Genomic DNA, 23,227 nt, shown 5'->3' on the forward strand with positions numbered 1-23,227 from the left:
CTCATTCGGGCTGGCTGCTGCCGTTCGTCACAGTTCTGGGAATGGCGTGACGTGCCGGACGGTGCCGACGTGCAGAACAAAACGGTGCCACGGGTATCCCAACGCTTCTCCTACCAACCTCCGGCAGGGTCGACGTCGGCTGGCATACTGGCGAGAAAGCCCTGCAGCCGGTCGGGGTTGGGGTACCCGGCGAACTCGGCGAGCTGCCACAGGTTCTTGCGCGGCACCTCGCTGAGCAGCCCGCGCACCATCGCCCGCAGGTTCTCCCGCGAGGCTGGACGCGCGAACACATCGTCCACAGATGCGCACAGCGCTTCCAACTCGCCATCCAGCGACCGGATCTCGAACTCGTTCAGCTCGCCAGTCTGCACCACGCCCAGCGTCAGCATCAGTCCCACGAATGGAGCAACGAGGCACCCGCCGTCACGTCACGTGAGCAACCGGCTGTAGTACTAGTAGGACTCCGTTAAGTTGGTGCTGATCTGCGGTTTCTGGGCAGCGGCTGCTGGCAGGTGGTGCAGATACCGGTCCAGCACCTCAAGGTGTCCTGGAGCATGTCGAGGACCTCGTAGAGGGTCAGGCCCGTGCGGGCACTTTTGGGGGGAGCCGCTGTTCGGTCAGGAAGGCGTGGGCGGCGGTCGCCAGGGTGACGTGGTGGTGCCAGCCGGTCCATGAGCGGCCTTCGAAGTGGTCCAGGCCCAGGCCGTGTTTGAGTTCGCGGTAGTCATGTTCGATGCGCCAGCGGATCTTCGCCAGGCGGACCAGGGCGGCGATCGGAGTGTCGGCGGGCAGGTCGGACAGCCAGAAGCGGGTCGGGGTGTCCTCACCGTCGGGCCACTCGGCCAGCAGTTGCATCTGGGGCAGGACGCCGTCCCACCGGCCGTGCGCGGCCACCGCGGCCGCCTTGATCATCCGGCGCGGACGCACTCCGGCCGGCCGGACCAACAGCGCGAGGAAGCGGGAGGCCATCGGGCCGCGTGCACCCTCCCGCCAGGTCACTTCCCCAAACGCTTCCCGACCGGCGCCGGCGGTCAACTCCGCCACCGACACCGGTGGCTGCGGGTAACGGGACACCGGCCGGCGGCCGATGCCGGACCAGGCCGGCAATACAGGGACCGCCGCATCCGGCTGCACGATCAGGTCACCGCGGATACCGACCACGAAATGGTGCCCCCGCTCGGTCAGGGCGGCGCGGAAGTCGGCGTTCTGACCGTAGCCGGCGTCGGCCACCACCAGCGGCGGCGACAGCTGCCACGCGGCCAGTTCATCCAGGGCGTCCAGCGCCAGCCGCCACTTCTGCCGGTGCATGACCTCCTCGGGCACCCCGGTCCGCCTCCGCCGGTCGCCATCGAGCGCCCACTCCGCCGGTAGGAAGAGGCGCCAGGTGAGCGGGCACGAGGCGCGATCGGAGACCGCGTGCACGCTCACCGCGACCTGGCAGTTGGCCTGCTTGCCCAGCGCCCCGCAGTACTGCGGGGCGACCCCTACCGACATCTTCCCGTCCTTGGGGAAGGACACGTCGTCGATCGCCCAGGCGTCCGGGTCGATGCGCGGCACCAGCCGCTCGGCGATCCGCCGGCGCACCGACACCAGGTCCCAGGTGGACTGGTTCACGAACTGCTGCAGGTTCTGTTCATTGGCGTCCGGCAGCCGCGAGGCCATGGCCTGGACCGACTTACGGCGACCCTCCATCATCAGGCCCCGCAGATAACAGTCGCTCTTGGCCCGCTGGTCCTTGCGCGGCACCGACCCAACACATCCGCCACGAACAACGCCACCCGCATACGCTCCACTTCATGTACGTCCACGCTCCTCAACATGCTCTTGATCAGCGCAAACGGGAAGACCTAACGGAGTCCTACTACCACTGCTGCCCTGCACCGATGACGGGGCACTTGGTGGTCAAGATCCTCTGGGGCCCGCGCATCAACTGCGGGCGAGTTCCGGGATAGATGTGCCGGAGATCTGTCGTCCGCCGCGCCCCGTCGCGGAGCGCGGGGCGGGGCGGGGCGGGCTGTCCACCGGGGCTGGGCCTGACGTGTTGTTGGCCGGTCGAGCAGGGCGCCGACTTCCGCCAGCCGCCCGGCGAGCCCGAGCCCGCACCTGCCCCGGCCCGACGTCCGCTCGCCCCCGGCGGCCTCACCTACTCAGACCCGGACCGCCGTATCTGAGCGCTACCACCACAGGTTGCGCCCCATCCAAGACCAACTCACCACCTGGCCCCACCCCTTGGTGCGCCAGCGCCCTCCTGGCCAGTGGTCGTAGCCCGGCCCGGCTCCCGCTTCGGATACCGTATTCCTCCTCGGGGTGCCATAACGGATGTGACGCCCCCCACCGGAGGTAATCAGCGTATGAGTTCAAAGCGCAGCAAGAATCCAGCCCTGCCCGTACTTGACGACGCCTTCCGACTCGCGTCGGTCGAGGCGGCCGAAGAGTCCACCCGTGACGCGGCCGCGCGGCTGGCCACCACCGAGCTGCGCCGCGCTTCTCACCCGGGCCGGGTCACTTGGGAGCCCACCGATCAGACCGAGCCCGTACCGGTACCGCCGAGTGTGGTCGACGGTGACGGTGACCTGTGGCTGCGGGACCGGGTCTCTGGCACCTGGACCATGCCCGAGTTCAACCCGAAGGAGTTCCCGGCCCGCTGTGGCGAGGTTCTGACGTGGAACCAGCTTGCCCGCGAGTTCGGCCCGCTGACCGCACTGGCCGACGACCGCCGCATCGGCGGCGGCCGGCGGCGCTAACCGCGCCGCCTTCTGGGATGACCGCGCCCCTCACGTGCAAGCCTCCAGCCCAAGGGGCCGAAGCTACTCGGTGGTGCAGGCGGGGCCGGGCGGGTGACCCCGAGGGATAGAAGGTGTGACGGGGACCCCACTGCTCGCGTGCAGCGCGGCAGCCCGGGCCGGGGCTGGCCGGGCGGACGGTAGGAGCGGGCGCCGTCGAATCTCGCGGGTGATCAAGGGCTTCCATCCGTGCGGGGAGACGAGTGGGACAGACGGACGCTCCCGAGGGGCGGTGCCACCCGCACCGTCCGGTCGACGGGCATGGACAGCCGTAGTCCGTCGGCCGCTGAGAGCCTGTCTTTGAACCCCCGTCGTCCGCGCGCAGCGCGGGCGCAGCGGCGGTCGGTGCGTGCGATCGGTGTGCGGCGAGGGTGCGTGCCGGGCGTCGCTGCGCAGACGGGGGTTCAAAGACAGGCTCTGAGGGTCCGCGCGGCACCGTCGACCGGCCCCGCACGGCACCGCCCAGCTGGTAAGCACCCCTGCCGCCGCTGGCTGCTGCCCTGGGAGGTGGCGGGCGGCTATGCGGGTTCTGGAAGCGTGGGGGTGCACATCTTGCACAGGCGGTACTTCAACCCGCCACGCGGCCCCACCCGCCCGGCGATCCAGACCGAGGCCTCTTCGCTGGTCAGGAGCCTCATGTGCGTGTACCAGCCTCCCGAACTGCTGCTGCGGTGCGCCAGGTCGGACGACGCATGCTCCAGCCACGGGGAGTCTTCGCTGGTCTCGACGCAGCCGACCGTCTGCTCGATCTCCCTGCAGGCAGTACGGTGCAGGGTGTGCTGACCGGCCGCGTAGGGATACCGCTCCGGCTCGTTGAAACGCAGACGCAGGCGTACGGACTCCGCTCGTAGAGACTCGAAGTAGGGCCTGCACTGCGTGCACTTCGTGCAGCTGTCCTCGCACCGAGACAGAACCGCCGTGGGACGCGCCGGCCACACCGCCACGTCCTGGGCCACGTCGACGGAGGGTGGCCACGATTCTTCGGGGCGCGTCGCAGCATCACGCGCGGCCCGCTGCTGGCGTGGTGTCGTGCGGGCTGGTGGAGAGACGGCCTTCGTACCTGAGGCAGGCAGCTCTGCCAGCCGGGGCCGGTGTCCGTATTTCCGTCCGTGCCCATCAGCAGGAGCGGTGGTGCGAGCCCGTGTTCGGCCACTGGTGCCATGAGCAGAGCCGAGAACGTCTTGGAGTGGCTGCAGGTTTGGTACTCCGCACAGTGCAACGAGGACTGGGAGCACGAGTGGGGTGTCAAGATCGAGACGCTCGACAACCACGGCTGGTCCGTCCGCATCGACCTGGAGGGCACCGACCTGGAGGGACACGACTTCCCCCGCCAGGACCTCAAACGCAGCAAAGATGACTGGGTCGTGGCCCGGACCTCCGACATGACCTTCGACGCCGCATGCGGACCAGGCAACCTCACCGAGGTACTCGTCCTCTTCCGCAGGTGGGCGATGGAGAGCACCCCCAACGAACGATAAGACGGCCCCAACCCGATACCTCCAGCTCCGGACACCGCCCCAAGTCGGTGAACCTAGGCGGTCAGAGCAGTAGCTTTGCTGACTGTTCGATGAGCAGCGCAAGGGAGCGTCTCGGTGGATGTGGCGCGGGTCGTGGAAGCGCTGGCCGAGCAGGGGATCACAGTGCTGTTCAAAGCCGATGCGGAGCGGATGCGCGGGGGCGCGAAGCCATGGACATTCGTCGGGAGCGGAGACCCGTTCCACAAGGATCTCCTGGTGCGGACGGAGGGCGTGTCGGTAGAGGCCTGCCTGGAGAGTCCCAGGACATCATCGGCGTCGAGGCGCAGCTCGCAGCGCTACCCGCTGTGAGCGCCGGCCCGGACAGGTAGAGCCCCCTGCCGTAGGCCTCCCGAGTGATCTCCAGTCCCGCAGTACGCGGTCTGCCGTTACTCAGGTGTGGAAACGAACCGGCGCCTTGCCGCCGCGCGAAAGCTCATCAGCAAGGGGCGAAGGCTGTCCGTGAACAGCGGTTCGGCGGAGCTCCTGCAGTGGAGGGCCTACTCGATCGTGCTCCTTGATATGTCGTTTCCTCGGGGCCATTGGGCCTGGGAGAACGTCGTCGACATGCACGTGGCGAACGTTGCGTCCTTCTGGTCGCAGATCGCGAGCCGCCGTTTCAAAAGTGGGAACTCGAGCTGCACTAGCCACTCGGAGTAGCAGGGGAGGCCGGTCCTGCCCGCGCAGACTGCGGAACACAGGTAGAGCATGTACCAAGCCGCCATCCTGACTCGCCGACGGCAGTTCACGACAGGCTTTGACACAAGTTCAGGTGTCTGGAGAACCGTCGAGCTTGGCCTCGTACCACCACCCCTCGCATTCGGGCAGGGCAGGAACCTGCTGCGCCAGCGTCACGTCGACGGATACTCCACACGCCCCGCCCTCTCCCCCGTCCCGCGCAGCCGCGCGCGTGAGATGAGTGGCCTATCTGGCACCGCTCGCCAACCAGGCCGTTCAGGATTTTGGTTTGGGCGGGCTTCGTGCCCTTCCGCCCGCACGTATATTGGCGAGATGGACGAAGCCGAGGCGAGCGGTCAGGTGTGGAGGGACGGGGTCTGAGCACGTCCGACAACTGAGCAGGATCGGAAGGCCCTGGCCCGGCTTGTCGAGGTGGACACCGGACTCCTGCGAGGTTGAGTTGTACGAGCGCGCGGCGGATCCCCAGGTGCTTTCGATCGATCGCGCCCAGAGGTCGCAGGCTGGGCAGTACGCCAGGCATGTGCGACGACTTCGAGAGCGTCAGCAGCACCAAGGAAGTTGAGCAGTGGCCTTCAGATCATCTGATTGTTGATCGGGTGTGTCGTTGACTGACGCCCAGTGGGCGAGGATCGAGCCGTTGCTGCCGGGCCGGACTCCGAAGCGGGGTGGTCGGTGGCGTGATCACCGGCAGGTGATCGACGCGATCGCGTTCAAGTACCGCACCGGCACGCCGTGGATGGACCTTCCCGATCACTTCGGCTCGTGGAAGGGCGCTCACCATCGGCTGCGGAAGTGTGCTGTCGACGGCACCTGGGAGAGAGTCTTCACCGCTCTGCTCGCTCGGGCCGCCTTCCGCCGCCCCGGTAATCCCGGCGGCCCCACTGGTGTGCGCTGATATGCTCCCGTCGCCCGCTCAAGGCATGCACATTTCATTCACAGACTGGCAGACCTGTCCGGTCACAACTGCCAGGACGAGGGACCGGGGGGTTCCGTGGGGGTCATCAAGGTCGTGCGACGCCATCTGTTCGGCAGATGGGGTGCGGCCCTGGCCGTGAGCGTCGCCCTCGCCGTGGGTGCTCCGGCCGCCGTGCCGACAGGGACGGCAGTGGCCGTCGGGGCTGGTGTCGTTGGATCGGGCGAGGTCGTGCTGCCCGCCGCGGACCGGAGTGCCACGCGCAATCCGGTGTTCATCGGCTTCGGCGACACGGGTGTGCTGTCGAATCCCGAGGGATCCAGCGGCTGGCTGTGGACCGACTACGCGACGCGCCGGACCCGGGCAGTGACCGAGTTCGCCGGTACTCAGCAGCCCACCGCGCTCGCCCAGTCGGACACCGCCTACACCCTGTCGACCGACACCGAGGGCCGACGCGTCGTGCGGTTTCGCGCGATCGGCTCCGGCGAGGACCGGGGCACGGTGACTGTCCCGGCCGGTCTGGCCTACGCTGGCCCGGCCGGCGAGGGCGTCGTGGTCGCCTACCTGGGCAATGCTGCGAACGTACGCGAACTGCACCTGCTGAAGCGGGCGGCCGGGGGCGCAACCGAGGACACGAAGGTGACCGGCTGGCCCGCCGACGCGCAGCTCCTCGCATTGAGCGGGAAGGACGACCGCTCGCTGCTGCTGCGCTACCGCGTGCCGACCGAGGACCCCCAGGTCTTCCTCAACCAGCTCGTACTCGTCGATGTCCGCGACGGGACCTGGGCCAAAGTGTTCACCCCTTACAACACCAACTCGGCCCGACTTCCCGTCCTGAGTGAAGACTACGTCGGCTGGTGGTATCCGGGAGCCGGCGCGCGACTGCTGCGCCGCGACGCACTGGACGGACCGGTGATCACCGTTCCGGCCCAGGGCACCGTGGGAAAGACCGACTTCACGATCGTCGGTGACCACGTCGTGGTGGCCACCTACGGCGACGAGACCCGTGCCGTGCTCACCCGGCCCCTCACCGACGCCGGGGAATGGCGCATACTGCTCCCGCAGATGGACGGCTGGGTCCATGCATCGGCGGACGGATCTGCCGTCGTGACGGGCGGTCCCGACACGGCGCACTGGGGCATGCACCGCATCTCCGAGACGCCGGACGGACAGATCGTCACCGATGAGCTGATGGATCTGCCTCCGGTTCCCGCACCCATCGACGGGCTCTCGCTGGCGGGCGGCACCCTTGCCTGGACCGACGAGACCGCGCCCCCGTCCTACGACGTCATGTTCCACACACGCACTGTGTCGGCCGACGCGGTCCCCCAGGTGGGGCTGGTCCGCCCGGCCGGCGGAGGGCTCAAGCCGTGCATCTTCGTGAACAGATGTGTGCGGCTGTTCGGCGCGGGCGACGGATCGGTCGTCTACAACGACTTGGCCAACTCCCAGCAGATACACCGCCGTACACCCGCCGGTGAGGTCCAGACGCTGACCGTTGACGGCTTCTACGGTGAGGTGAGCTCCGCAGAGGGACGGTACGCGCTGCTCTCTGGCGGCTCGAACCGCAAGCATTTCCTCGTCGACTGGACGCAGTCCAAGGTCGTGTCGACCCGCACGGCCGTGGCCGCCACCCTGTGGGACGGACAGCTGTGGACCACGACGTCCACTGCCGGGCACCTGTCGATGAGCCACCTCGGCTCAACTGCCGCTGCGGTCGACGTCAACGTCGGCTCGGCGTGTGTGCCCGGCGAGCTGCAGGTCCACGGCCGTTTCGTCTACTGGGCGTGCGCCGCGCAGAAGAAGGCCGGCGTGTTCGACCGCTCCCGCGGCCGGTCGGTGGCCGTGCCCGTGGGAGACGCGCTGCTGGCCGACGGGTTCCTGGTCCGCCATGACAACGAGCGCGGCAAGCTCGTGCGCACCGACGTCCGCTCCGGACAGGCGGTCACCTCTGACCTGGCGGATCTGCCGGCGACCAAGAATCTCATGCCCGAGGGCAGTACCTCGGACCGACGGGTCCGCTGGAGCCTGGACCCCGACAGCGGCCGCGCGGCTTTCGTGGACGCCGGTGAGCGCATCCATCTGATGACGGCCGGGACTCTCGCCACCCCCGTGCGGCGAGATCACGCGGGCCGGGACGGCATCAGCGACCTGCTCACCCTCAACTCCTCCGGCGCGCTCACGTTCCAGCAGGGCACCGGGCAGGGCACCTTCTCGGAGAAGGTGAGCGGCAGCGGATGGCCGACCTCGGTCAAGGCGGTGCCGTTCGGCGACCTGAGCGGGGACCGCTGCAACGACGTTCTGGTGCGGCTGAGCAGCGGGGCCCTACGCGCCTACAAGCCGGGCTGCGGTGCCGCGCTGAAGCCGTCGACGCCCTACACCTCGCTGGGCACGTCCGGCTGGAACCAGTACGACGTGCTGACCGCACCCGGTGACGTGACCAAGGACGGCCGCCCCGACCTGATCGCGCGCAACACCACGACCGGGGCCGTCTACCTCTACCAGGGCACCAGCACGGGCACGCTGTCGGCGCGGGTGAAGCTGTATGACAACTGGAAGACGTACAAGAAGGTCGTGGGCGCCGGGGACCTGAACGGCGACGGCATCGGCGACCTCCTCGCCCAGGACACGGCGAACAACCTGTACCGGTACTACGGCAACGGCAACGGCACGTTCGGCGCCCGCACGAAGGTCTTCTCCAACTGGGGCGGCTCCTACAACGTGATCCTCGGAGTCGGCGACATCACCGGCGACGGCAAGGCCGACCTGGTCTCCCGGGACACCGGCGGCGGCCTGTACCGCAACAACGGCAATGGCAACGGCTCGTTCGGCGCGCGCACGAAGATCGCCACCGGCTGGCAAGGCTACAAGGGCCTCTTCTAGAAGGGCACTTCTCGGCCAAGTCGCGACGGCTGTCGTGCCCCCGGCGCGGGGATCGCCGGGGGCACGACAGAGACCACACCGATCAGATCAGCGACGACGTCGCGGACCTGCGCGGAGTGCGACGGGCGGGAACGCCGACCAAGGTCATCGGTGAGGACTCGTGCAACGGGAAGGTCACGATGCCGCTGGCCCACGCGATCGCTCTGCTGCCCACGAACCGGATCCGGGCCCTGTGGCACCGGGTACGCGACGGCGTCGAGCAGCCCGACACTGTGCACCGGGCCATCGCCGAGCTGGAGCACTGCGGCGCGCTGAAGGCCTGCGCCGAGGAGGCGCGGCAGACCCTGGAAGACGCCTGGTGCCGGCTCAGACCGTTGCCGCCGCCGTCCCCCGAGGCGAACGTGCTGCACCGGATCACCCGGCACGTGATCGAGCGCAACCTCGCCTGAACTGCCGAGCGTGTTCGACGCGATCGATGTCGACAGGTCCGGCTCGGTCGACCGGGAGGAACTGTCCGCGCGGGCCCGTACAACTAATATGTGTATTTGATCGTGAGTCAAACGGCGGCTCTGGTGAGGCCCTTGATCCAGATCATCGCGCCGCGAAGGTGGAGGCCGGCGAGGTAGCTCGCCGGAGTCTTGTCATAGCAGTGGCGATGCCGCGCCAGGCGTTCAGCTTGTTGATCAGACACTCGACGGTGTTTCGGTCCTTGTAGAGCTCGGTGTCGTGGCTGACGGGCCGGCCGCCATGCTGCCCTTCCTTTCTTGCGGTTGGCTACCTGGACGACCCTCTGTGATGACCTGGAGTGAGCCATGCTGCACCCTCCGCTCGGAGCCGAACGGGGCCTGGGCCGACTGATGATCACGCGTATCAATGAGAAATTCGAGCGCCGCACCTTGCCGGAGCCCCACTACAACGAGTGGGCGACGACGCGCTGGTGGTGGACCGGGATGCGTGAACGCTGACGCTCCCCGAGGTCGCCGCCCCTTCTTACCATCGGGCGCGCAGAGCACGCTTGTCGACCTTGCCCACACCGGTTCTCGGCAGGTGGGGCACCAGTACGGTCTCCCGCGGGGTGTACAACTCGCCGAGCTCAGCGGTGATGGCGTCGGCGACCGTTGTGGTGTCCAGGTCTGTCCCCTTCCGCGCGACGAGGAAGAGCCGAACTGCTTCGCCCAGCGCGTCGTCCGGCATGCCGACCGCCGCAGCTTCCCCCACCCCCGGCAGGCCGGACGCGAAGTCGTCCAGGAGGCGGCAGTACACGTTGTCGCTGCCGTGGCCGGTGACGATGATGTCCCGCACCCGGTCCACCAGGTAGAGGTACCCCTCCTCGTCGCGGTAACCCATATCGCCGGTGTGCAGCCAGCCCTCGCGCACCGCCTGCGCGGTGTTCTTCTCGTCCTGCACGTAACCGAGCATCATCACCGGGCTGCGCACGCACACCTCCCCGGTTTCTCCGTCGGGCATCACCGTCTCCTGTGCATCGCGGATCTGCACCTGCGTGCCAGGCTGCGGGCGCCCGCAGCTGCGCCACCGCGGGGAGTTCTCGTCGGCCGGGAGGTCCTGGGCAGGCAGGGAGGTGATGGCCAGGCACTCGGACTGCCCGTAGCCCTGGCTGATGACCGGACCGAACACTGCTACGGCCTGCCGCAGCCGGGCGGGAGTGATGGGCGCGGCCCCGATGTGGATCTGCTCCAGATGGGGCAGCGTTCCCGCCCGGCAGCGGAGGTCATTCAGCAGGTCGCCGAGCATCGGGGGCACCAGGGCGGTGATGGTGATGCGCTCCTCTCGCAGAGTGTCGAACGCCGCGGCGGGCTCCCAGGCCGGGAGGAGCACAAGAGTAGAGCCGCTCATCAGGGCATGGAGCATGGTCAGGTGACCGCTGCCGTGGGCGAGCTGCGTGGCGGCCAGGACCCGACCGCCGGCCGGTGCCGTCATCGCGGATGCGGCCATGGCGTCATACAGTGCGCGGCCGTGCGCCGCCAGCTTCGGCCGGCCCAAGGTGCCGCCCGTGTATACAGCACGGTGACGGTGTCATCGGCTGCGACAGCGGGCACGGCCTCCAAAGAAACCTCCGAGCACTTGGTGGCCAGGGCAAGCAGGTCGTCCGCTCCCGGCGGCCCGCCAGGGCCCAGACTCATCAGCGCGGGAGCGGTTCGGCAGCGCCCAGTGGCTTGCTGGGCCTTCGCTGACAGCAGCGGGTCGACCACGACCGTGCGGACGGCCGACTGAACGAGCAGGGCGGCCAGTTCACCCGGGCCAGGCTCTGGTGGCAGAAACACCAGCCGGCAACCGATCAGGTGCACTGCCAGGTGTACCAGCACTGCCTCCACCCGGTTCGTGGTGAGGGTTCCGACGCTGTCACCCGGGCGCAGGCCCTGCTGCTGCAAGGCGCTCGCCATCTGCAGGAGCTGCCGGCGAGCGTCCACCCGCCGCAGGCGCCTGCCACCGCCCACCAGCGCCTCAGTTTCGTCGCCCGTCTCCCAGTGGGACAGAACCACGTCCAGGTATGAAGTATGCCCATGTGCGGCTTTTGGGCCCATACGTTCCATGCAACCACGATGGCGATGGGCGCCCCTACTGCGGCAGGTCCACGTGGAGGCGGATGGTGGTGCCCTGGTCGGGGGTGGAGCGGATTTCGACCAGGTCGCAGAGCTGGTGCGCGAGCCACAGGCCGCGGCCGCCGATCTGGTTGGCGTCCGGGCGGGTGCGGCCTGCCATCACGTCGGAGATGTAACCGGCGTCGCGGAACTCGGAGAGGAACGTGGAGTCTTGCGTCCAGGTGCGCAGGGTTCCTCGGCCCCCGCCGTGGCGGATGCTGTTCGTGGCGATCTCCGTAACGGCCACAGCCAGTTTCGGTAGCCGGTCATCCGGAACGCCGGCGTCGGAAGCGCACTGGGAGACCTTCGAGCGGATCGCCGCGAGGTCACCGTGCGTGTAGCTCAGCTCCTGATACGGATCACACGGGTCGGCCAGGGCCTCGAAGGGGTACTCCTCCGCGGTGAGGTACTGCTCGTTGGGTACGTACCGGTGGTCCTGGCGGATCAGCGGATGGCAGCCGGAGAGAGCCTGCAAGGCGCCCTGGTCCCCGTCGGCGGCGTCGTAGGGGCACAGCATCGACCAGGCCGGGCTTTGGGCGAAGGCCCGGTTCAACAGCCATTCGTGATACCGCAGCTCGGAAAGATGAGCGGCGTTGCGCGCCTGCCGCCAGGCGGTTTCACCGATCCCCCGTACGGGCCGGTCTCCCTCGCCCCGCTCGCTCATCCAGGCCGTCCAGGCGGCGACGAGCCGCCCCGGGTTAGGGCCGGCCGTCGTCGTGTCGACGAAGGTGACAGCCGGCTCATCAGCCAGCTCATCCCGCAGCAGGGACGCTCTGTCCGACGGAACCGCGACGACCACCGCCTCTTCGGCTTCCAGTGCCTCGCGGATGAAGCCAAGCGTCCCGGTCAAGAACTGTGCTTCGCCGTGATAGGGATAAAACTCGTGACGGAATCCGGTCATGTCCGGTTCCGAAAGGTGTTCGTGCACGGTCATGCGGCCATCACCACCGGTACGGTGTCAGTGGCGTAGCCGGCGAGTTCCCAGCACAGGCGGACTGTTTCGCTCGCGCCTTCCACCACGATCACCCGGCCCGGAACGTGACGGGCTGCGTCGACAAGGGCGTGCATTCCCGCAGCGTCGATCATCTCGAGGTTGTCGAAACGCATTTTCATCGTGGGTGCGCGGTGTATAGCTGTGCGTACCGCAGCGTTGAAGGTCGACGCACATTCCGAATCGATCACTCCGTCAACGCTCCAGCTATCGGCGCCCGTGCTGAACATCCGGAAGGCCGGACGTTCAGCACGCTTGCCCATCTCGTGCGGGTGCACACATACCACGTGTTCCAGCGTAGTCCTCTGCCATTGCGAAGGACGGAAGGCGCATACCACGATGGCGCCGCTCTCCGAGGCGAACTCGTCCAGCTTCAGCTCCCGGGACAGCCAGCTCTCGGCGCTGTCCGACCCTGCCGCGGGGATCCCCTCGGCCAGCACACGTACCGATCGGTAACCCTCCCGTGTCGCGGTCCGGGCCTCGCGGCGGACCGCGTCCAGAACGGAGTCGGGGTCCGTGAGACGGGGAAAATCAAGGATCACCGAAGTGGAGGGCACCGCGGCCCGTGCGAGGCCGGTAGTGACGCCGTCAGAGCCGACGACCACGATCTTGTCCCCGTACAGGGCTCCGTCCGCTATGAACGCCCGTGCGTCCGCAGGGAATCCCGCAGCTCTGTCCATGAGCCAGCAGACGTGGTCACCGAGCTCGACCTCGTCCAACGTCGCCAACGCCCGCGCCGCTCGCACCTGGCCCCTTCCCTGCCTCTCGGCCCCATCCAGCGAAACAGCACAATACTGCGCGCCGCCGAGCGATCGTCGAGGCACATGGCAAACCGCCGGTCGCCGTTCCGCTCGGGCCCGGCGTGGTCGTTCTGCGGCCGAGGTAGCTGCACCCACGCGACCCACCCCGACCCGTTGACCTGCCACTCGCGATACCGGCGCCCGCCGAGCGTGCCAGGTCGATGGGTACCGGCACGGGCCGCACCCCAGACCGGGCCGTCTCGTCCCACTGCTCGGGCAGATCGTGCTCACTCTGCGCCTCGCGCTCGCCGGGCTCGGGCACCGGCTGCCCGCCTTTGACATCGCGCTGCGCCGCTACTGGGAGACGAACCATGCCGGTGATCCGCTCGGGGAGTGCCCGTTGCGGCGGCGGGTCGGCCCGCAAGTTCGGAGAATCGGTCTCCCGCAGCGGGTGGTGCAGCAGCAGCGCATCGGCGAGCGCGGACTGCATCTGCGGGGCTGATGCCCAACGCTCTCCGCCCTCGTCCGTGACGCGGGCCTCGCCGAGGACATCGACGACCGCGGCCGCTGCTGCGCACCGAGCTGTCCAACGCAGGACTCGCCTCCGTGCGCTCGTTGCTCGAACTCGCCCTCCCTTTCCACCACGCCGTCCTCGACGACCCTCACCAGCCGGTCGGGGTGCTCAAGCGGTGAAACGGATGTTCATGACGTACTCGTAGGCGCCAAGACCGGCGGTGCTGTCGTCGAGCCCGGCCTCGTCCGTGACCTCGTCATCGTCGGCCGCCCACGTCTCGGCCACCCGGCTCTCTGCCGCACATTGAGAGTGCGGAGCCGGGCCCAGCGAGCTCTGAGCTGATCAGCGCAGCTATAGCGCTCATCGGCGCCGGGCCGCTCAGGGAGTCTCATCGGGCGGGGGGCTTGTACTGGCTGCCGGACTGCCCCCGTTCTGGGAAGAGTCGCCCCCGGCTCCGCCGTCCGGTTCTGGCATGCGCGGCAACGGTGGCAGTTCGGACAATCCCTGCCGTGATCGTTCCAGTTGCGCTCGCATCCACTCAATGTGCGCCCGCCTCGCCTCCAGATCGGCCTCGGCCCGCGCCCTCTCCGCTTCCGCCCTGATGAGTACGGCCTGCCCTTCGGCACGGGCCCTGACGACGGCCGCTTCGCCCTCTCGAAGAAGACGCCGCACAGAGAGATCCAGGCGATGCCGACGAGCCATGCCGAGCCCATCTCCTCTCGCCACAGCAACCACGACGCCATAAGGAAGACGCTGAGGCCGAGACCCGCCCACAGCCGTGCAGGGTCCATGAGTTGCTGCGTCACGGGTGAACGCTGCACCATAAGGCCCATCGTCACGGCGAAGACCAGAAACAAGCCGACGGCCAGCAGGCTCCAGCCGTCGGTGGTGAAGGGCCCGCGGTTCTGGCCCGGCCGCATACGCTCTCGGTCCATCTCCGCAGCCAGCCTCTGACTGCCCAGACTTCGCCGAGACAGGACAGCGGCCCCGGCATGTGGACTGCCAACACCCGCCGACGCGCCAACCTGCTGGCCGATGAGCGACGCTCAGCGCTCGATCAACTCGGCATGCGCTGGTAGGCGAACAGAGCGCCGGGTCAGCGTCGCCTCTTGAAGTAGTTGTCCTTGTGCAGTTTGTAGATGATCCAGGGCATGACGAGCGCCCACACCGCCAGGAACAACCACTTGAGCCATGGAGGGCCGTCCGGTCTGCTGTCCTGTGCCAGCTCCGCTAAGACAACGAAGGAAGTCATGCCCCACCAGTGCCCGGAAGGGGACAACGGACACCCGGTGCCCAGCCTTCCGCTTCGGCTGCCCCAGGTCCTGGACATGGACTGGAGCCCTTGTGGCCGGCGGAGTGGCAGCAGCAGCGGGTCCACGGCATGGCCTCCAGCGGAGCGCACGTTTCACCGTCACCGGCCGCTCGGCCGTAAGCGGTCTCCCGATCGGTGCCGGGCGTGCTCCACCGCCTGCCGCACCTCACACGTCCCTCTTCGATACCACCTCGGCCGGCCTCGTGACCTCGCTCCTGGGACTCGTGAGCTCAGGTAGGACAGATCTCGGCGGGAAGGCCGCCGGAAAGGCCGGCGCGTTCGTCATCGGTGAGCTCACGACCGAGGGCGGTGCACAGATGCCGCTTCCACAGGGCGGGGTCGAGGCGGACCACCCCCATGCGGCCCCCGGACTCGGGTGAGCGCAGTAGCGCTTTGCCGTTCTTGGTGGCCGCCAAGAACCCCTGTTTCTCCGCGAATTCGTATGTCTCTCTGTACCCTGGGTCGCCCGCTTTCAGGAAGCGTACGGAACTGTTGTTGGCCAGGAAGAAGCCGTCGCCTCCGGTGCGGCCGGTCGTCCACCGGTTCGAGTTCAGTGGCCCGAACGGGCCCGCCACTCTCTTCGGCGACCGCCCTGGCCACACCGACCACAGCTCCACCATGCTGCCCGTGGTCATCACCGCCACATAGCGCGAGTCCTCCAGGAAGACCGCTACGTCGAGGTCATCGCCGAGGCGTACACGCAGGGTCTTGTTCTCCTCGCCCGTGCGTAGATCGATGGCGTGCGCGTACGGGTCTCCCGCCACGGTGACTCCCGCGTACCCCGGCTCGGGATAGCCGCCCACGAAGTACGTCGGATCGACCTGTGCGGTGAGCCGCAGACCAGACAGATCGATCGGTTGTGTCAGCCGCCGCCCCGCACGGGCGTCCCAATGCTCGACGCGCGTGCCGGACACTGTGACGAGCTGGTCGTCCCGGAGGAATCTGAACTGCAGCAACTCCGGCTCCCCATCCTTGCCGACGGGTGGCTTCGCAGTGGTGAAATCGGCGACCCGGCGCAGCGAGGGCAATGCACGGACGGTGATCCGGTTCCGGTCCGACACATCTGCCACCAGCGTCTCGGCACGGTTGACCTGGAGCTCCTGCTTCGCGTCCGGTGGCGTTTCGGCATCGGTGTGCACTTCGGCGAGGGTTCGCCCGTCGCCGTCTGTTTCCATCACACGCAGAGTGGCACCGTCCACGCCCACGCGGACCACCATCAGGCTTCCGTCACCGAGTAGATACGGAGGACTGACGGTGGTGAGATTATCGTCCACCTTCAGCGCCCACCCTGTCACGGCGTTCTTGTTCGAGGTGGCGATGACGGGCTCGCGCGCGGTCCCCAGCAGGGGCAGGTGGCCGATGTTCTCATCCGAGGAGGGGCCGAAGAAGCGCCGCGGTTTCTTGCCGCTGCGCGTGTCGACGATGTCCCACTCATCCAGCAGGTCGTCTGTCGCAGCGAGGGCCGCGAACTGATCGCCTTTTTCACTGATGGCCACCTCCCTGCATGAGGTGCCGTTCCCGCGAACGTAACGGCTCAGTACCCGTCCGTCCGCCACACGAATGGCCCGGTAGCGGGCCTCGCCGAGCGAGTCGGAATCGAGCTTCTCCTGCCGACAGGTGATCGCCACCCGGCCGTCTCCCGAGACCCCGTTGCCCGCAAAGTCGACGTCGCCCGCAAGTTCACGCATTGTGCCGTTGCCTATGTTGATCGCCACCATCGAGGATGTGGCCTCGGCGTCAGGGCCGTGGATGGCCACCAAGGTGTTCTCGTCCGGCCCGAACCACACGTCGCCGAGATGAGCGATCGACTTCGGCAGCGCTTGCGGCCGGCCAGTCTCCAGGTTCCATACCTGCGCCGGTCGCGTCGATCCCGCCGCCGACACCCCGACCAACTTTCGGGCGTCCGGGGAGAAGTCCATGATCTTGATGCTGCCCATGGAGGTGGCCATGGAGCGGTCTTTGAGCGCGCCCTTGAGCGGATGCGCGGGTCCCACCAGTCGCTTTCCCGATGGTGTCACGTCATGCCAGACCACTGTCCCGTCGGCGTCGCGGACGTAGGCGATCCGCTGTCCGTCGCGACTGACCACAGGCGACAGGACATTGTCGGCAAGGCGGAGTTGCTCTTGCCTGACCCTGCCCTGGGCCGTGCGCGTGAAGAGTGTCGCGCGGCCGCCCTCGGTAGTCACCAGGAGCACCGCGCCGTCCGCGCTCATCGACGTCGTCCGGATCGGCCCCTCGGCTCCGGCCACGATCCACGCGGCGTCCTGCAGCTTCATATAGCGGCGCATGAGCGCGCTCCGGGCCTCCTGCGTCGGGGTGATCTCGTACGCCGCAAGCGCCGTCAGGGCGGCTTGCGCGGGGTTGCTGTCCGTCAACTCGTCCGACTGCACCGCAAGTGCGCGTGACCGCCCTTCCGCCTCCCGTTCTGCGCTCACCCGCGACTGCTGTACGAGGAACGTGCTCAGGCCGGCGATCAACACAAGGACCAGGACCACCGCGCCCCACCCCGCACGTACCCGAACTTGCCGCGCCCGCCGACGCCGGCGGGCCAGCGCGAGAAATTCCCGCTGCTCCTCGGTCAGGTCCGCGTCGCGCCCCTCCAACCTCGCTTCCACAGCCGCGAGCGCACGTGCCCCGGGCAGCAGATCGGCCGAGCTCTCCGCCTTCCGCCATCGCTCCAGGTCGTGCTGTACTTCCGCCCGTGCCGCAAGGAACCCGGTGTCAGCCCGGACCAGGTCCGCCAGCGTCGGCCACACCGTGATGAGCGCCTCGTGGGCCAGCTCCGCGCTCTCCGGCCGGCCATCTCCCCCGTACAGGACCAGCAGACGCCGCTCGGCCAAGCCCTTCGCCAGACTCCAGCATTCTTCTCCGGCCTCCACGCGGGTCAGGGCACGGCGAAGCGGAGCCTCGCCACCCGGCAGTACCCGCACCAGCCCTGTCAGCAGCCGCCGCGCCGCACGTTCACTCCCTGGCGGGACGCACTCCCGCCACGCGTCCTCGGCATGGCGCCGCAGCGCACCGGACACCCCGCCCATCTCCTCGTAGGTCGCGGCCCGCAAGCGTCCGGCGGCCCGTCGTTCCCACAACTGCGACAGGACGAAGCCCAGTAGCGGAAGGATTCCCGACTCGCCGCCCGCGTCGTCCAGGATCCGGCGGTCGAGCCCGGGGTCGTACTCGACCGCCGGAATACGTTTGACCGGCTGGGTGATCACCGCGTGCAGCTGATCTCGGGTCATGTGCGTGAGCGGAAGAGTCACCCCGCGCTTCAGGGCGGGCCCCAGATGGGCGTGGTTCAGCGCGGCATCCATGAAGTCGGCGCGTAGCGTGACGAGGACCCGAAGGCCGCTCGGTCGCTGGGTCGGGAACAGCAGCTCGACGGCCTCGGCGATCTCCGGTTCCGGGTGGTTCAGCAGTGCTTCGCCCTGGTCGAGTACCACCAGCAGCTGTAGCGCCGGCCGCCCCGTGACGCGGTGAAAGGCGTCCGCGAGCCCTAGCTTGCGCAACCAGTGCTCTACTTGGTCCGCGTCGCGCGCGTGGGCGCGCTCCTGGCCCGATTGCGCAGTCTCGAACAGTTCGGTGGCGAGCGCGGCCCGCAGAGAGGTGAAACGGGTGGCATTCACCTGCACGATCCGGTAACCGTCCCCGCGCATCGCTGGTACCACGCCGGCCAGGGCGAGCGATGACTTGCCGCAGCCCGACGGTCCGTACACCGTGACGGTGGGCTGATCTCCCCGCAGGGCGGTGACCACTCGCCCGATGTCGTCCCTACGACCGAAGAAGACATCCCGGTCGTCCTCCTGAAAGGTGGACAGGCCACGGAAGGGCGCGGCCGGGCTGACGTGAGGGATGAGTTCGGGAACCTCTTTCAGCAGGGTTCTCATCCGCAGGACGAACGCCTGCTGGGCCTCGCGCACCGGCTGCGCCGCCACCATCATCCCGACGGCGGCACCCAGCTCGTCGTCCCACACAGGGCTGCCGCTGAAGCCGCCCTTGACGTACACGGCCTCGCCATTGGTCCGCGAGAGCTGGATCCAACCCTGCCGAGTGGGGCCACGGAACCTGCCGCTTTGCCAGATGCCATCCGGGTGGTCGTTGGTGAAGCCTACGGTGCGCGCATCGTGGTCCCATACGCCGCTCTGCGGGTCGGCCATGGGAAGGGGACGGGCCCCGGGGATCGGGCTCCGCAACCGCAGGACTGCTATGTCCCCGGTCTGATCGGGTCTGACCGGAATCCAGTGCTGGATCTCGGCACTCTGCTCGCCCCCGTCGACGGCGTCGGTCCGCTCGGCCAGTGGCAGGTCGACGGTGACGTCGGTTCCCGCCTCAACCATGTCCTCCCGGTGCCGGTCCAGCGCGTCCGACACCACGTGGGCGCAGGTCAGCACCAGATCCGGAGCGATGAGAAATCCCGCACCGCCGATCATCCCACCTGGTCCCTTGACACGGACGACAGCCGAGACCAGTGCCGGCTCGGCCCCCTCCGGATCCTGCTCCAGAACAACCGTCACCGTGACCTCCGAGCCGCCGTGTCCCCGTTACGCCCAGGCTCGGTCAACTCCCCTGCGACGTACCTCCCTTGGAGTCTCTCGCGCCGCTTCTGTTCCATGCCGGACTCACCGAGAAATTGGCCGCTTTGCCGACGATCACGACATCCGCCGCGGCCGACAGAGACACCCCGAACCGCAGCGTGAACGCCCCGGGCGGCGACCTGACGCGCCGGCGAGGTTCCGAAGTCAACAACGGGCTGCGCACAGTCACCGAGCGAGCAGCTCGAGCGCTGGGGCGCTTCGGGGCCTCAGAGCCTGTCTTCGGTGTGGGTCAGCGGTGTTCCTCGCCTTGTGCTACTTCGACTTGGTGGTGGACTGCGATCAGTGCCGTGGTGGCGGCTCCGGCGGAGAGGAACGCGCTGAGGGTGAGGACGAGCACCAGGGCGCGGACCGCGCGGGGGCGGTGGCGGTCCGGGGCGAGCAGGGCGGTGACGCGGCGCGGGACGGGACCGGTCGCCGCCGCGGCGGCGAAGTCCGGGCGGACGGTCGGTGCCGCCCGGCCGACGAGCGCGGCGCGGGCGATGGCGTGCGCCGTGAGACGGCGGTCGCCGACCGCGCGGGCGGCGGCCTCGTCGGCGGTACGCTCGGCGGCGAACCGGATGTCGGCGCGCAGCGCGCGCAGGGCGAGGTGGCAGTGCGCGGCGAGTTCGGCGGTGGCCAGGAAGTAGTGGTGGCCTGCACGGTTGTGGGCGCGTTCATGGGCGAAGAGAGCCTCGCGCTCGGCGGCGCTGAGGCTGCGCAGCATCGCGGTGGTGACGACGATGCGGTGCGGCCGGCCCGGCAGGACGTAGGCGTCGGGGGGCGGGGATTCGACGACGCACAGGTCACCCGCGGCAGGGCGTCGGCTCGCCTGGGTGCGGGCGGTGCGGAATGCGGCGGCCTGCCGCAACGCGGGGCGTCCGAGTGAGCCGGCGCTGAGCACGAGCGCCCCAGTGGCCAGCGCGGCGGTGGGCAGGACCAGCAGGTTCGTGGGGGTGCGCAGGGGGTGGATGAGGTCGCCGAGCGCCGCGAAGAGGGGCAGTTTGAGCAGCCCTGTCAGGACCAGTGTGCCGAGCGCCGCCACGCAGGAGGCGGCGAGTGCCAGCGCGATGCCGGTCAGCAGCCACAGTGCCCGCACGGGCGCGAGCCACTCCAGGACGTGCCGGGCGACCGGCGGGACCGGCGGGGCGGCGAGGGGCAGCAGCAACGGCACGAGGAGCAAGACGAGCTGGGCTGCGGTCATGTGCCGTCGCTCTCCAGGAGGCGGCGCAGGACCTCTTCGTCGCCGGGGTCGAGCTGGGCGACGAAGCGGGCCAGGACCGTCTCGCAGTCGGTGTCCCGGTCCAGCTCGTCATAGGTTGTTTCCGCCAGGCGGAGATCAGCGGGCCAGGTGGCCGCGTTGTCATAGAGGGTGCCCAGTTGGGCGCCGGACGCGTCGACGGCCCCGCTGATCGGTGTGCGGGTGCGCAGATCGGTCTCCGGGCCTGGACCAGGCGCAAGGAGAGCGCGGTGCCCCCGGGGTGGTCGAGTGCGGCGTCCCGGAAGCTGAGCCTGTGTGCCGATACGTGCGCCGTCGAGCGTGATGCCTCCGGTGACGATCAGCCCCAGACCGAGGTCGACGTGGCGGCCGACGCTCACGTCGACGGCTTCGAGCGCGATGTCGCTGCCGTTGTCCAGGCGGGCGCCGCACAAGCCGACTGACGCGCCGACGGTGGCGCCGGAGAGGATGATCCGGCCCTCGGCCGTGAAGTCTGGGTGGAAGGTGAAGTCCTCGGAGATCTGGGCGTGGTAGGCGTCCAGTGCATGGCCGCCCGGGTTGCGCAGGGAGACGCCTTCAAGGTCGAACTCGCCCGCGATGACGGCACCCGTCACCCGGAAGATGCCCTGCACGGCGAGGTTGGTGCACAGCGCGTCGCCGCCCACGCCGAGGCGGATGGCGGAGATCGCCTCCGTCCCGGGCGCGGTGACCACGGTGTCGCGTAGATCCCAGGTGCTGTGTATCTGGGCGGCTGAGGACGAGGGGCCCGCTCAGCCGGGAGCGGGACAGATCCAGCCGACCGTCGATCTCGGCCGAAGCGGCGTCGAGACCGGAAAGGGCACAGCGGTGAGGGTGAGGTCGCGCACTCTGGCGCCCCGCAGCAAGGGCACAGCGTCGGAGCGGCAGCCGTCCAGGGCGATCGGGACCGTGATGTCGCTGAAGCGCAGGTCCAGCGAGCCCGTGACGGCGCAGCCGGTCAGTTGCAGCGCCGCACGGTCGCCCGGATCGGGATCGGGGCCGGCCCCCAGCAGCAGTGCCGCGAGAACCTCACACCGTACGGTGGCCTCCGCCGAGGCGCTGACGCTGACGTCGACGAGGCCGCCCCGGGCGAAGCAGCACCACAACCGGCTTTCAGCGGCCAGCAGTTCATCGATGCGCATGATCGCCGATCATCGCTGTGCGGGACCTCCCGGGACAAGCCCCACACGGGCTCGCGCGGACTGCCCGCGCGCCGATGTGCCCGTCATACCAGTCGTACCGGCGTTCGGCGCTTGATGCCAACGCCCGCCAGCAGTCGTACGGGGCGATGAGACCAGCCGCGAGCGAGGGCCCCGCACGGCACCCGGCATGAATCGCGCACCGTGCACGAACTGGTGAGTCATCGTGCACAAATTGGTGCTCCTGGCGCGCGGATTACGCCTACGGTCATCCCGATGTAGGCGCACTCGTCATAACGACCGCAGGCGTCAGCCCTGCACAGTCGTCACATGTGCATGGTTCGTGACTTGTCCGCCCGAACGGCACATCAGCACGCTGTACGGAGCCCTGAATTCGCAGAACCCGAAACTCGGATCCATCGCTTTCCCAGACTGCACCTCAGGAGGACCTATGCAGCACATTCGTCGACTCGGCGTCATCCTCGCCACGGCCACATCCCTGGCCGGCCTCAGCCTCGCCACTTCATCCACCGCGCAGGCAGCACAGACCGGCGCCCAGGACTACCAAGGCTGTCCTACCGGCTACGTGTGCATCTACCCGAATGGCAGCTGGAACAACGGCGTCCCGGAGCACACCTACTACACCTACGGGGTCCACAAGCTGTACAACGAGTACGGGCAGCACCGCATATTCAACAACCAGACCGGGAGCGCTACGTCACAGCTGTGCATCAACAGTGACGGCACCACCTGCACCGGCAAGACCCCGCCGTACACCTACTTCGACCGCGACCTGACCCCGTACAACTCGATCCGGCTCAACCCGTCCTGACCAGTCACCCCATGCCCAGCGTTCTGAGAACCGCCCATCTCGCTTCTGCCGGTCACGGTGTCCTGGAGTACCCAACATCGTGACCGGCAGAAAGAGGACGTGACACAGCTTCGTTTAGACGTCGTCTCATTTGCGGGCGATGCGGTGCTTGATGCCGCGTCCGCGTAACCATCTCCGCAGGTGTGCGTAGTCGTATCCCTTGTCCGCGTGGAGCTTGCCGGGCTTGCCCCGTCGGTGTCCGCGGCGTGAACGGACAGGCGGTATGCCGCGGACGAGGGGTTCCAGGGCCTGGCTGTCGTGCAGGTTCGCACCGGAGATCCCCACGGACAGCGGCAGCCCGGTCCGCTCCGTGATCAAGTGGATCTTCGATCCGAACTTGCCCCTCTCGACAGGATTCGCACCTGTCAGGTCCCCGTTACCGTCTTCGTGGCCCTGAAACAGGGCTCCCGGCCTCCGGCCCCGGTATGACTCGGTCCCCCAGTCGATGATGGTCGAAAAGGTGGTG

19 protein-coding genes and 4 pseudogenes are annotated in these 23,227 nt (G+C 68.5%); 10 read left to right on the top strand and 13 right to left on the bottom strand.

Annotated elements, in window-relative coordinates; genetic code table 11:
* Positions 1–110: 110 nt before the first annotated feature.
* Together ACZ45E_RS36045 and ACZ45E_RS36050 are read right to left on the bottom strand one after the other, a co-directional pair.
* Positions 111–398, bottom strand: a complete 288-nt coding sequence (locus ACZ45E_RS36045; protein ID WP_468229601.1) for a hypothetical protein — start codon at positions 396–398, stop codon at positions 111–113.
* A gap of 178 nt (positions 399–576) precedes the next feature.
* Positions 577–1,808: pseudogene (locus tag ACZ45E_RS36050) on the bottom strand (IS701 family transposase).
* A gap of 543 nt (positions 1,809–2,351) precedes the next feature.
* Between ACZ45E_RS36050 and ACZ45E_RS36055 the strand changes: the two are divergent.
* Positions 2,352–2,744 carry a hypothetical protein gene (locus ACZ45E_RS36055; RefSeq protein ID WP_468229603.1) on the top strand — a complete coding sequence of 131 codons (393 nt, stop codon included), beginning with the start codon at positions 2,352–2,354 and terminating at the stop codon, positions 2,742–2,744.
* Positions 2,745–3,301: 557 nt separating this feature from the next.
* On the opposite strand, the gene ACZ45E_RS36060 is transcribed toward ACZ45E_RS36055, so the two are convergent.
* Entirely contained in the window at positions 3,302–3,739 is a 438-nt protein-coding gene (locus tag ACZ45E_RS36060; RefSeq protein WP_468229606.1) for a hypothetical protein, read from the bottom strand.
* Between the two features lie 204 nt (positions 3,740–3,943).
* Here ACZ45E_RS36060 and ACZ45E_RS36065 point away from each other — a divergent pair, with 204 nt between their 5' ends.
* The 6 genes from ACZ45E_RS36065 (at position 3,944) to ACZ45E_RS36090 (ending at position 9,341) form a co-directional block, all read left to right on the top strand.
* Positions 3,944–4,261, top strand: coding sequence for an immunity 53 family protein (locus ACZ45E_RS36065; protein WP_468229608.1), 318 nt, complete (start codon positions 3,944–3,946; stop codon positions 4,259–4,261).
* Positions 4,262–4,375: 114 nt separating this feature from the next.
* Complete coding sequence (locus ACZ45E_RS36070) at positions 4,376–4,609, top strand: hypothetical protein (RefSeq protein WP_468229611.1); 234 nt, start codon at positions 4,376–4,378, stop codon at positions 4,607–4,609.
* A gap of 985 nt (positions 4,610–5,594) precedes the next feature.
* Positions 5,595–5,891 carry a transposase gene (locus ACZ45E_RS36075; RefSeq protein WP_468229613.1) on the top strand — a complete coding sequence of 99 codons (297 nt, stop codon included), beginning with the start codon at positions 5,595–5,597 and terminating at the stop codon, positions 5,889–5,891.
* Positions 5,892–5,987: 96 nt separating this feature from the next.
* A complete protein-coding gene (locus tag ACZ45E_RS36080; RefSeq protein WP_468229615.1) occupies positions 5,988–8,792 on the top strand; it encodes an FG-GAP repeat domain-containing protein in 2,805 nt (934 codons plus the stop codon).
* 116 nt (positions 8,793–8,908) lie between these two features.
* Positions 8,909–9,241 carry a hypothetical protein gene (locus ACZ45E_RS36085; RefSeq protein ID WP_468229617.1) on the top strand — a complete coding sequence of 111 codons (333 nt, stop codon included), beginning with the start codon at positions 8,909–8,911 and terminating at the stop codon, positions 9,239–9,241.
* Between the two features lie 10 nt (positions 9,242–9,251).
* A complete protein-coding gene (locus ACZ45E_RS36090; RefSeq protein WP_468229619.1) occupies positions 9,252–9,341 on the top strand; it encodes a hypothetical protein in 90 nt (29 codons plus the stop codon).
* A gap of 7 nt (positions 9,342–9,348) precedes the next feature.
* On the opposite strand, the pseudogene ACZ45E_RS36095 reads toward ACZ45E_RS36090, so the two are convergent.
* Positions 9,349–9,663: pseudogene (locus ACZ45E_RS36095) on the bottom strand (hypothetical protein); the annotation flags it as partial.
* On the opposite strand from ACZ45E_RS36095, the gene ACZ45E_RS36100 reads away from it, so the two are divergent.
* Positions 9,605–9,757: a hypothetical protein gene (locus ACZ45E_RS36100; RefSeq protein ID WP_468229648.1), complete on the top strand. Its 153-nt coding sequence runs from the start codon at positions 9,605–9,607 to the stop codon at positions 9,755–9,757. The pseudogene ACZ45E_RS36095 and the gene ACZ45E_RS36100 sit on opposite strands and share 59 nt — an antisense overlap.
* A gap of 25 nt (positions 9,758–9,782) precedes the next feature.
* On the opposite strand, the gene ACZ45E_RS36105 is transcribed toward ACZ45E_RS36100, so the two are convergent.
* The 4 genes from ACZ45E_RS36105 to ACZ45E_RS36120 are packed head-to-tail and all read right to left on the bottom strand — an operon-like array spanning position 9,783 to position 13,102.
* Positions 9,783–10,745 carry a class I adenylate-forming enzyme family protein gene (locus ACZ45E_RS36105; protein WP_468229621.1) on the bottom strand — a complete coding sequence of 321 codons (963 nt, stop codon included), beginning with the start codon at positions 10,743–10,745 and terminating at the stop codon, positions 9,783–9,785.
* Positions 10,727–11,344 carry an AMP-binding protein gene (locus tag ACZ45E_RS36110; protein WP_468229624.1) on the bottom strand — a complete coding sequence of 206 codons (618 nt, stop codon included), beginning with the start codon at positions 11,342–11,344 and terminating at the stop codon, positions 10,727–10,729. Before ACZ45E_RS36110 ends, ACZ45E_RS36105 begins: the two co-directional genes overlap by 19 nt.
* Positions 11,345–11,369: 25 nt before the next feature.
* Positions 11,370–12,326: an anti-sigma factor RsbA family regulatory protein gene (locus ACZ45E_RS36115; RefSeq protein ID WP_468229626.1), complete on the bottom strand. Its 957-nt coding sequence runs from the start codon at positions 12,324–12,326 to the stop codon at positions 11,370–11,372.
* Positions 12,323–13,102, bottom strand: coding sequence for an MEDS domain-containing protein (locus ACZ45E_RS36120; protein ID WP_468229629.1), 780 nt, complete (start codon positions 13,100–13,102; stop codon positions 12,323–12,325). Before ACZ45E_RS36120 ends, ACZ45E_RS36115 begins: the two co-directional genes overlap by 4 nt.
* Positions 13,103–13,406: 304 nt before the next feature.
* Between ACZ45E_RS36120 and ACZ45E_RS36125 the strand changes: the two genes are divergently transcribed.
* Complete coding sequence (locus ACZ45E_RS36125) at positions 13,407–13,625, top strand: hypothetical protein (RefSeq protein ID WP_468229631.1); 219 nt, start codon at positions 13,407–13,409, stop codon at positions 13,623–13,625.
* A gap of 1,554 nt (positions 13,626–15,179) precedes the next feature.
* Here ACZ45E_RS36125 and ACZ45E_RS36130 read toward each other — a convergent pair.
* The 4 genes and pseudogenes from ACZ45E_RS36130 to ACZ45E_RS36145 all read right to left on the bottom strand — a co-directional run bounded on the left by ACZ45E_RS36130 (position 15,180) and on the right by ACZ45E_RS36145 (position 21,893).
* The gene (locus ACZ45E_RS36130) at positions 15,180–19,457 is read right to left on the bottom strand and encodes an nSTAND1 domain-containing NTPase (RefSeq protein WP_468229634.1); all 4,278 of its coding nucleotides are present in this window, start codon (positions 19,455–19,457) and stop codon (positions 15,180–15,182) included.
* Positions 19,458–19,767: 310 nt separating this feature from the next.
* The gene (locus ACZ45E_RS36135) at positions 19,768–20,718 is read right to left on the bottom strand and encodes a M56 family metallopeptidase (protein ID WP_468229637.1); all 951 of its coding nucleotides are present in this window, start codon (positions 20,716–20,718) and stop codon (positions 19,768–19,770) included.
* A pseudogene (locus ACZ45E_RS36140) lies at positions 20,715–20,828 on the bottom strand (BlaI/MecI/CopY family transcriptional regulator); the annotation flags it as partial. The pseudogene ACZ45E_RS36140 and the gene ACZ45E_RS36135, both read right to left, overlap by 4 nt.
* 675 nt (positions 20,829–21,503) lie before the next feature.
* Positions 21,504–21,893, bottom strand: coding sequence for a hypothetical protein (locus tag ACZ45E_RS36145; RefSeq protein WP_468229640.1), 390 nt, complete (start codon positions 21,891–21,893; stop codon positions 21,504–21,506).
* Between the two features lie 448 nt (positions 21,894–22,341).
* On the opposite strand from ACZ45E_RS36145, the gene ACZ45E_RS36150 reads away from it, so the two are divergent.
* Positions 22,342–22,722, top strand: a complete 381-nt coding sequence (locus tag ACZ45E_RS36150) for a hypothetical protein (protein ID WP_468229642.1) — start codon at positions 22,342–22,344, stop codon at positions 22,720–22,722.
* A gap of 129 nt (positions 22,723–22,851) precedes the next feature.
* Here ACZ45E_RS36150 and ACZ45E_RS36155 read toward each other — a convergent pair.
* Positions 22,852–23,227 (bottom strand): annotated as a pseudogene (locus tag ACZ45E_RS36155) (transposase); the annotation flags it as partial.

It is taken from the genome of Streptomyces sp. NPDC030991 (assembly GCF_055571235.1).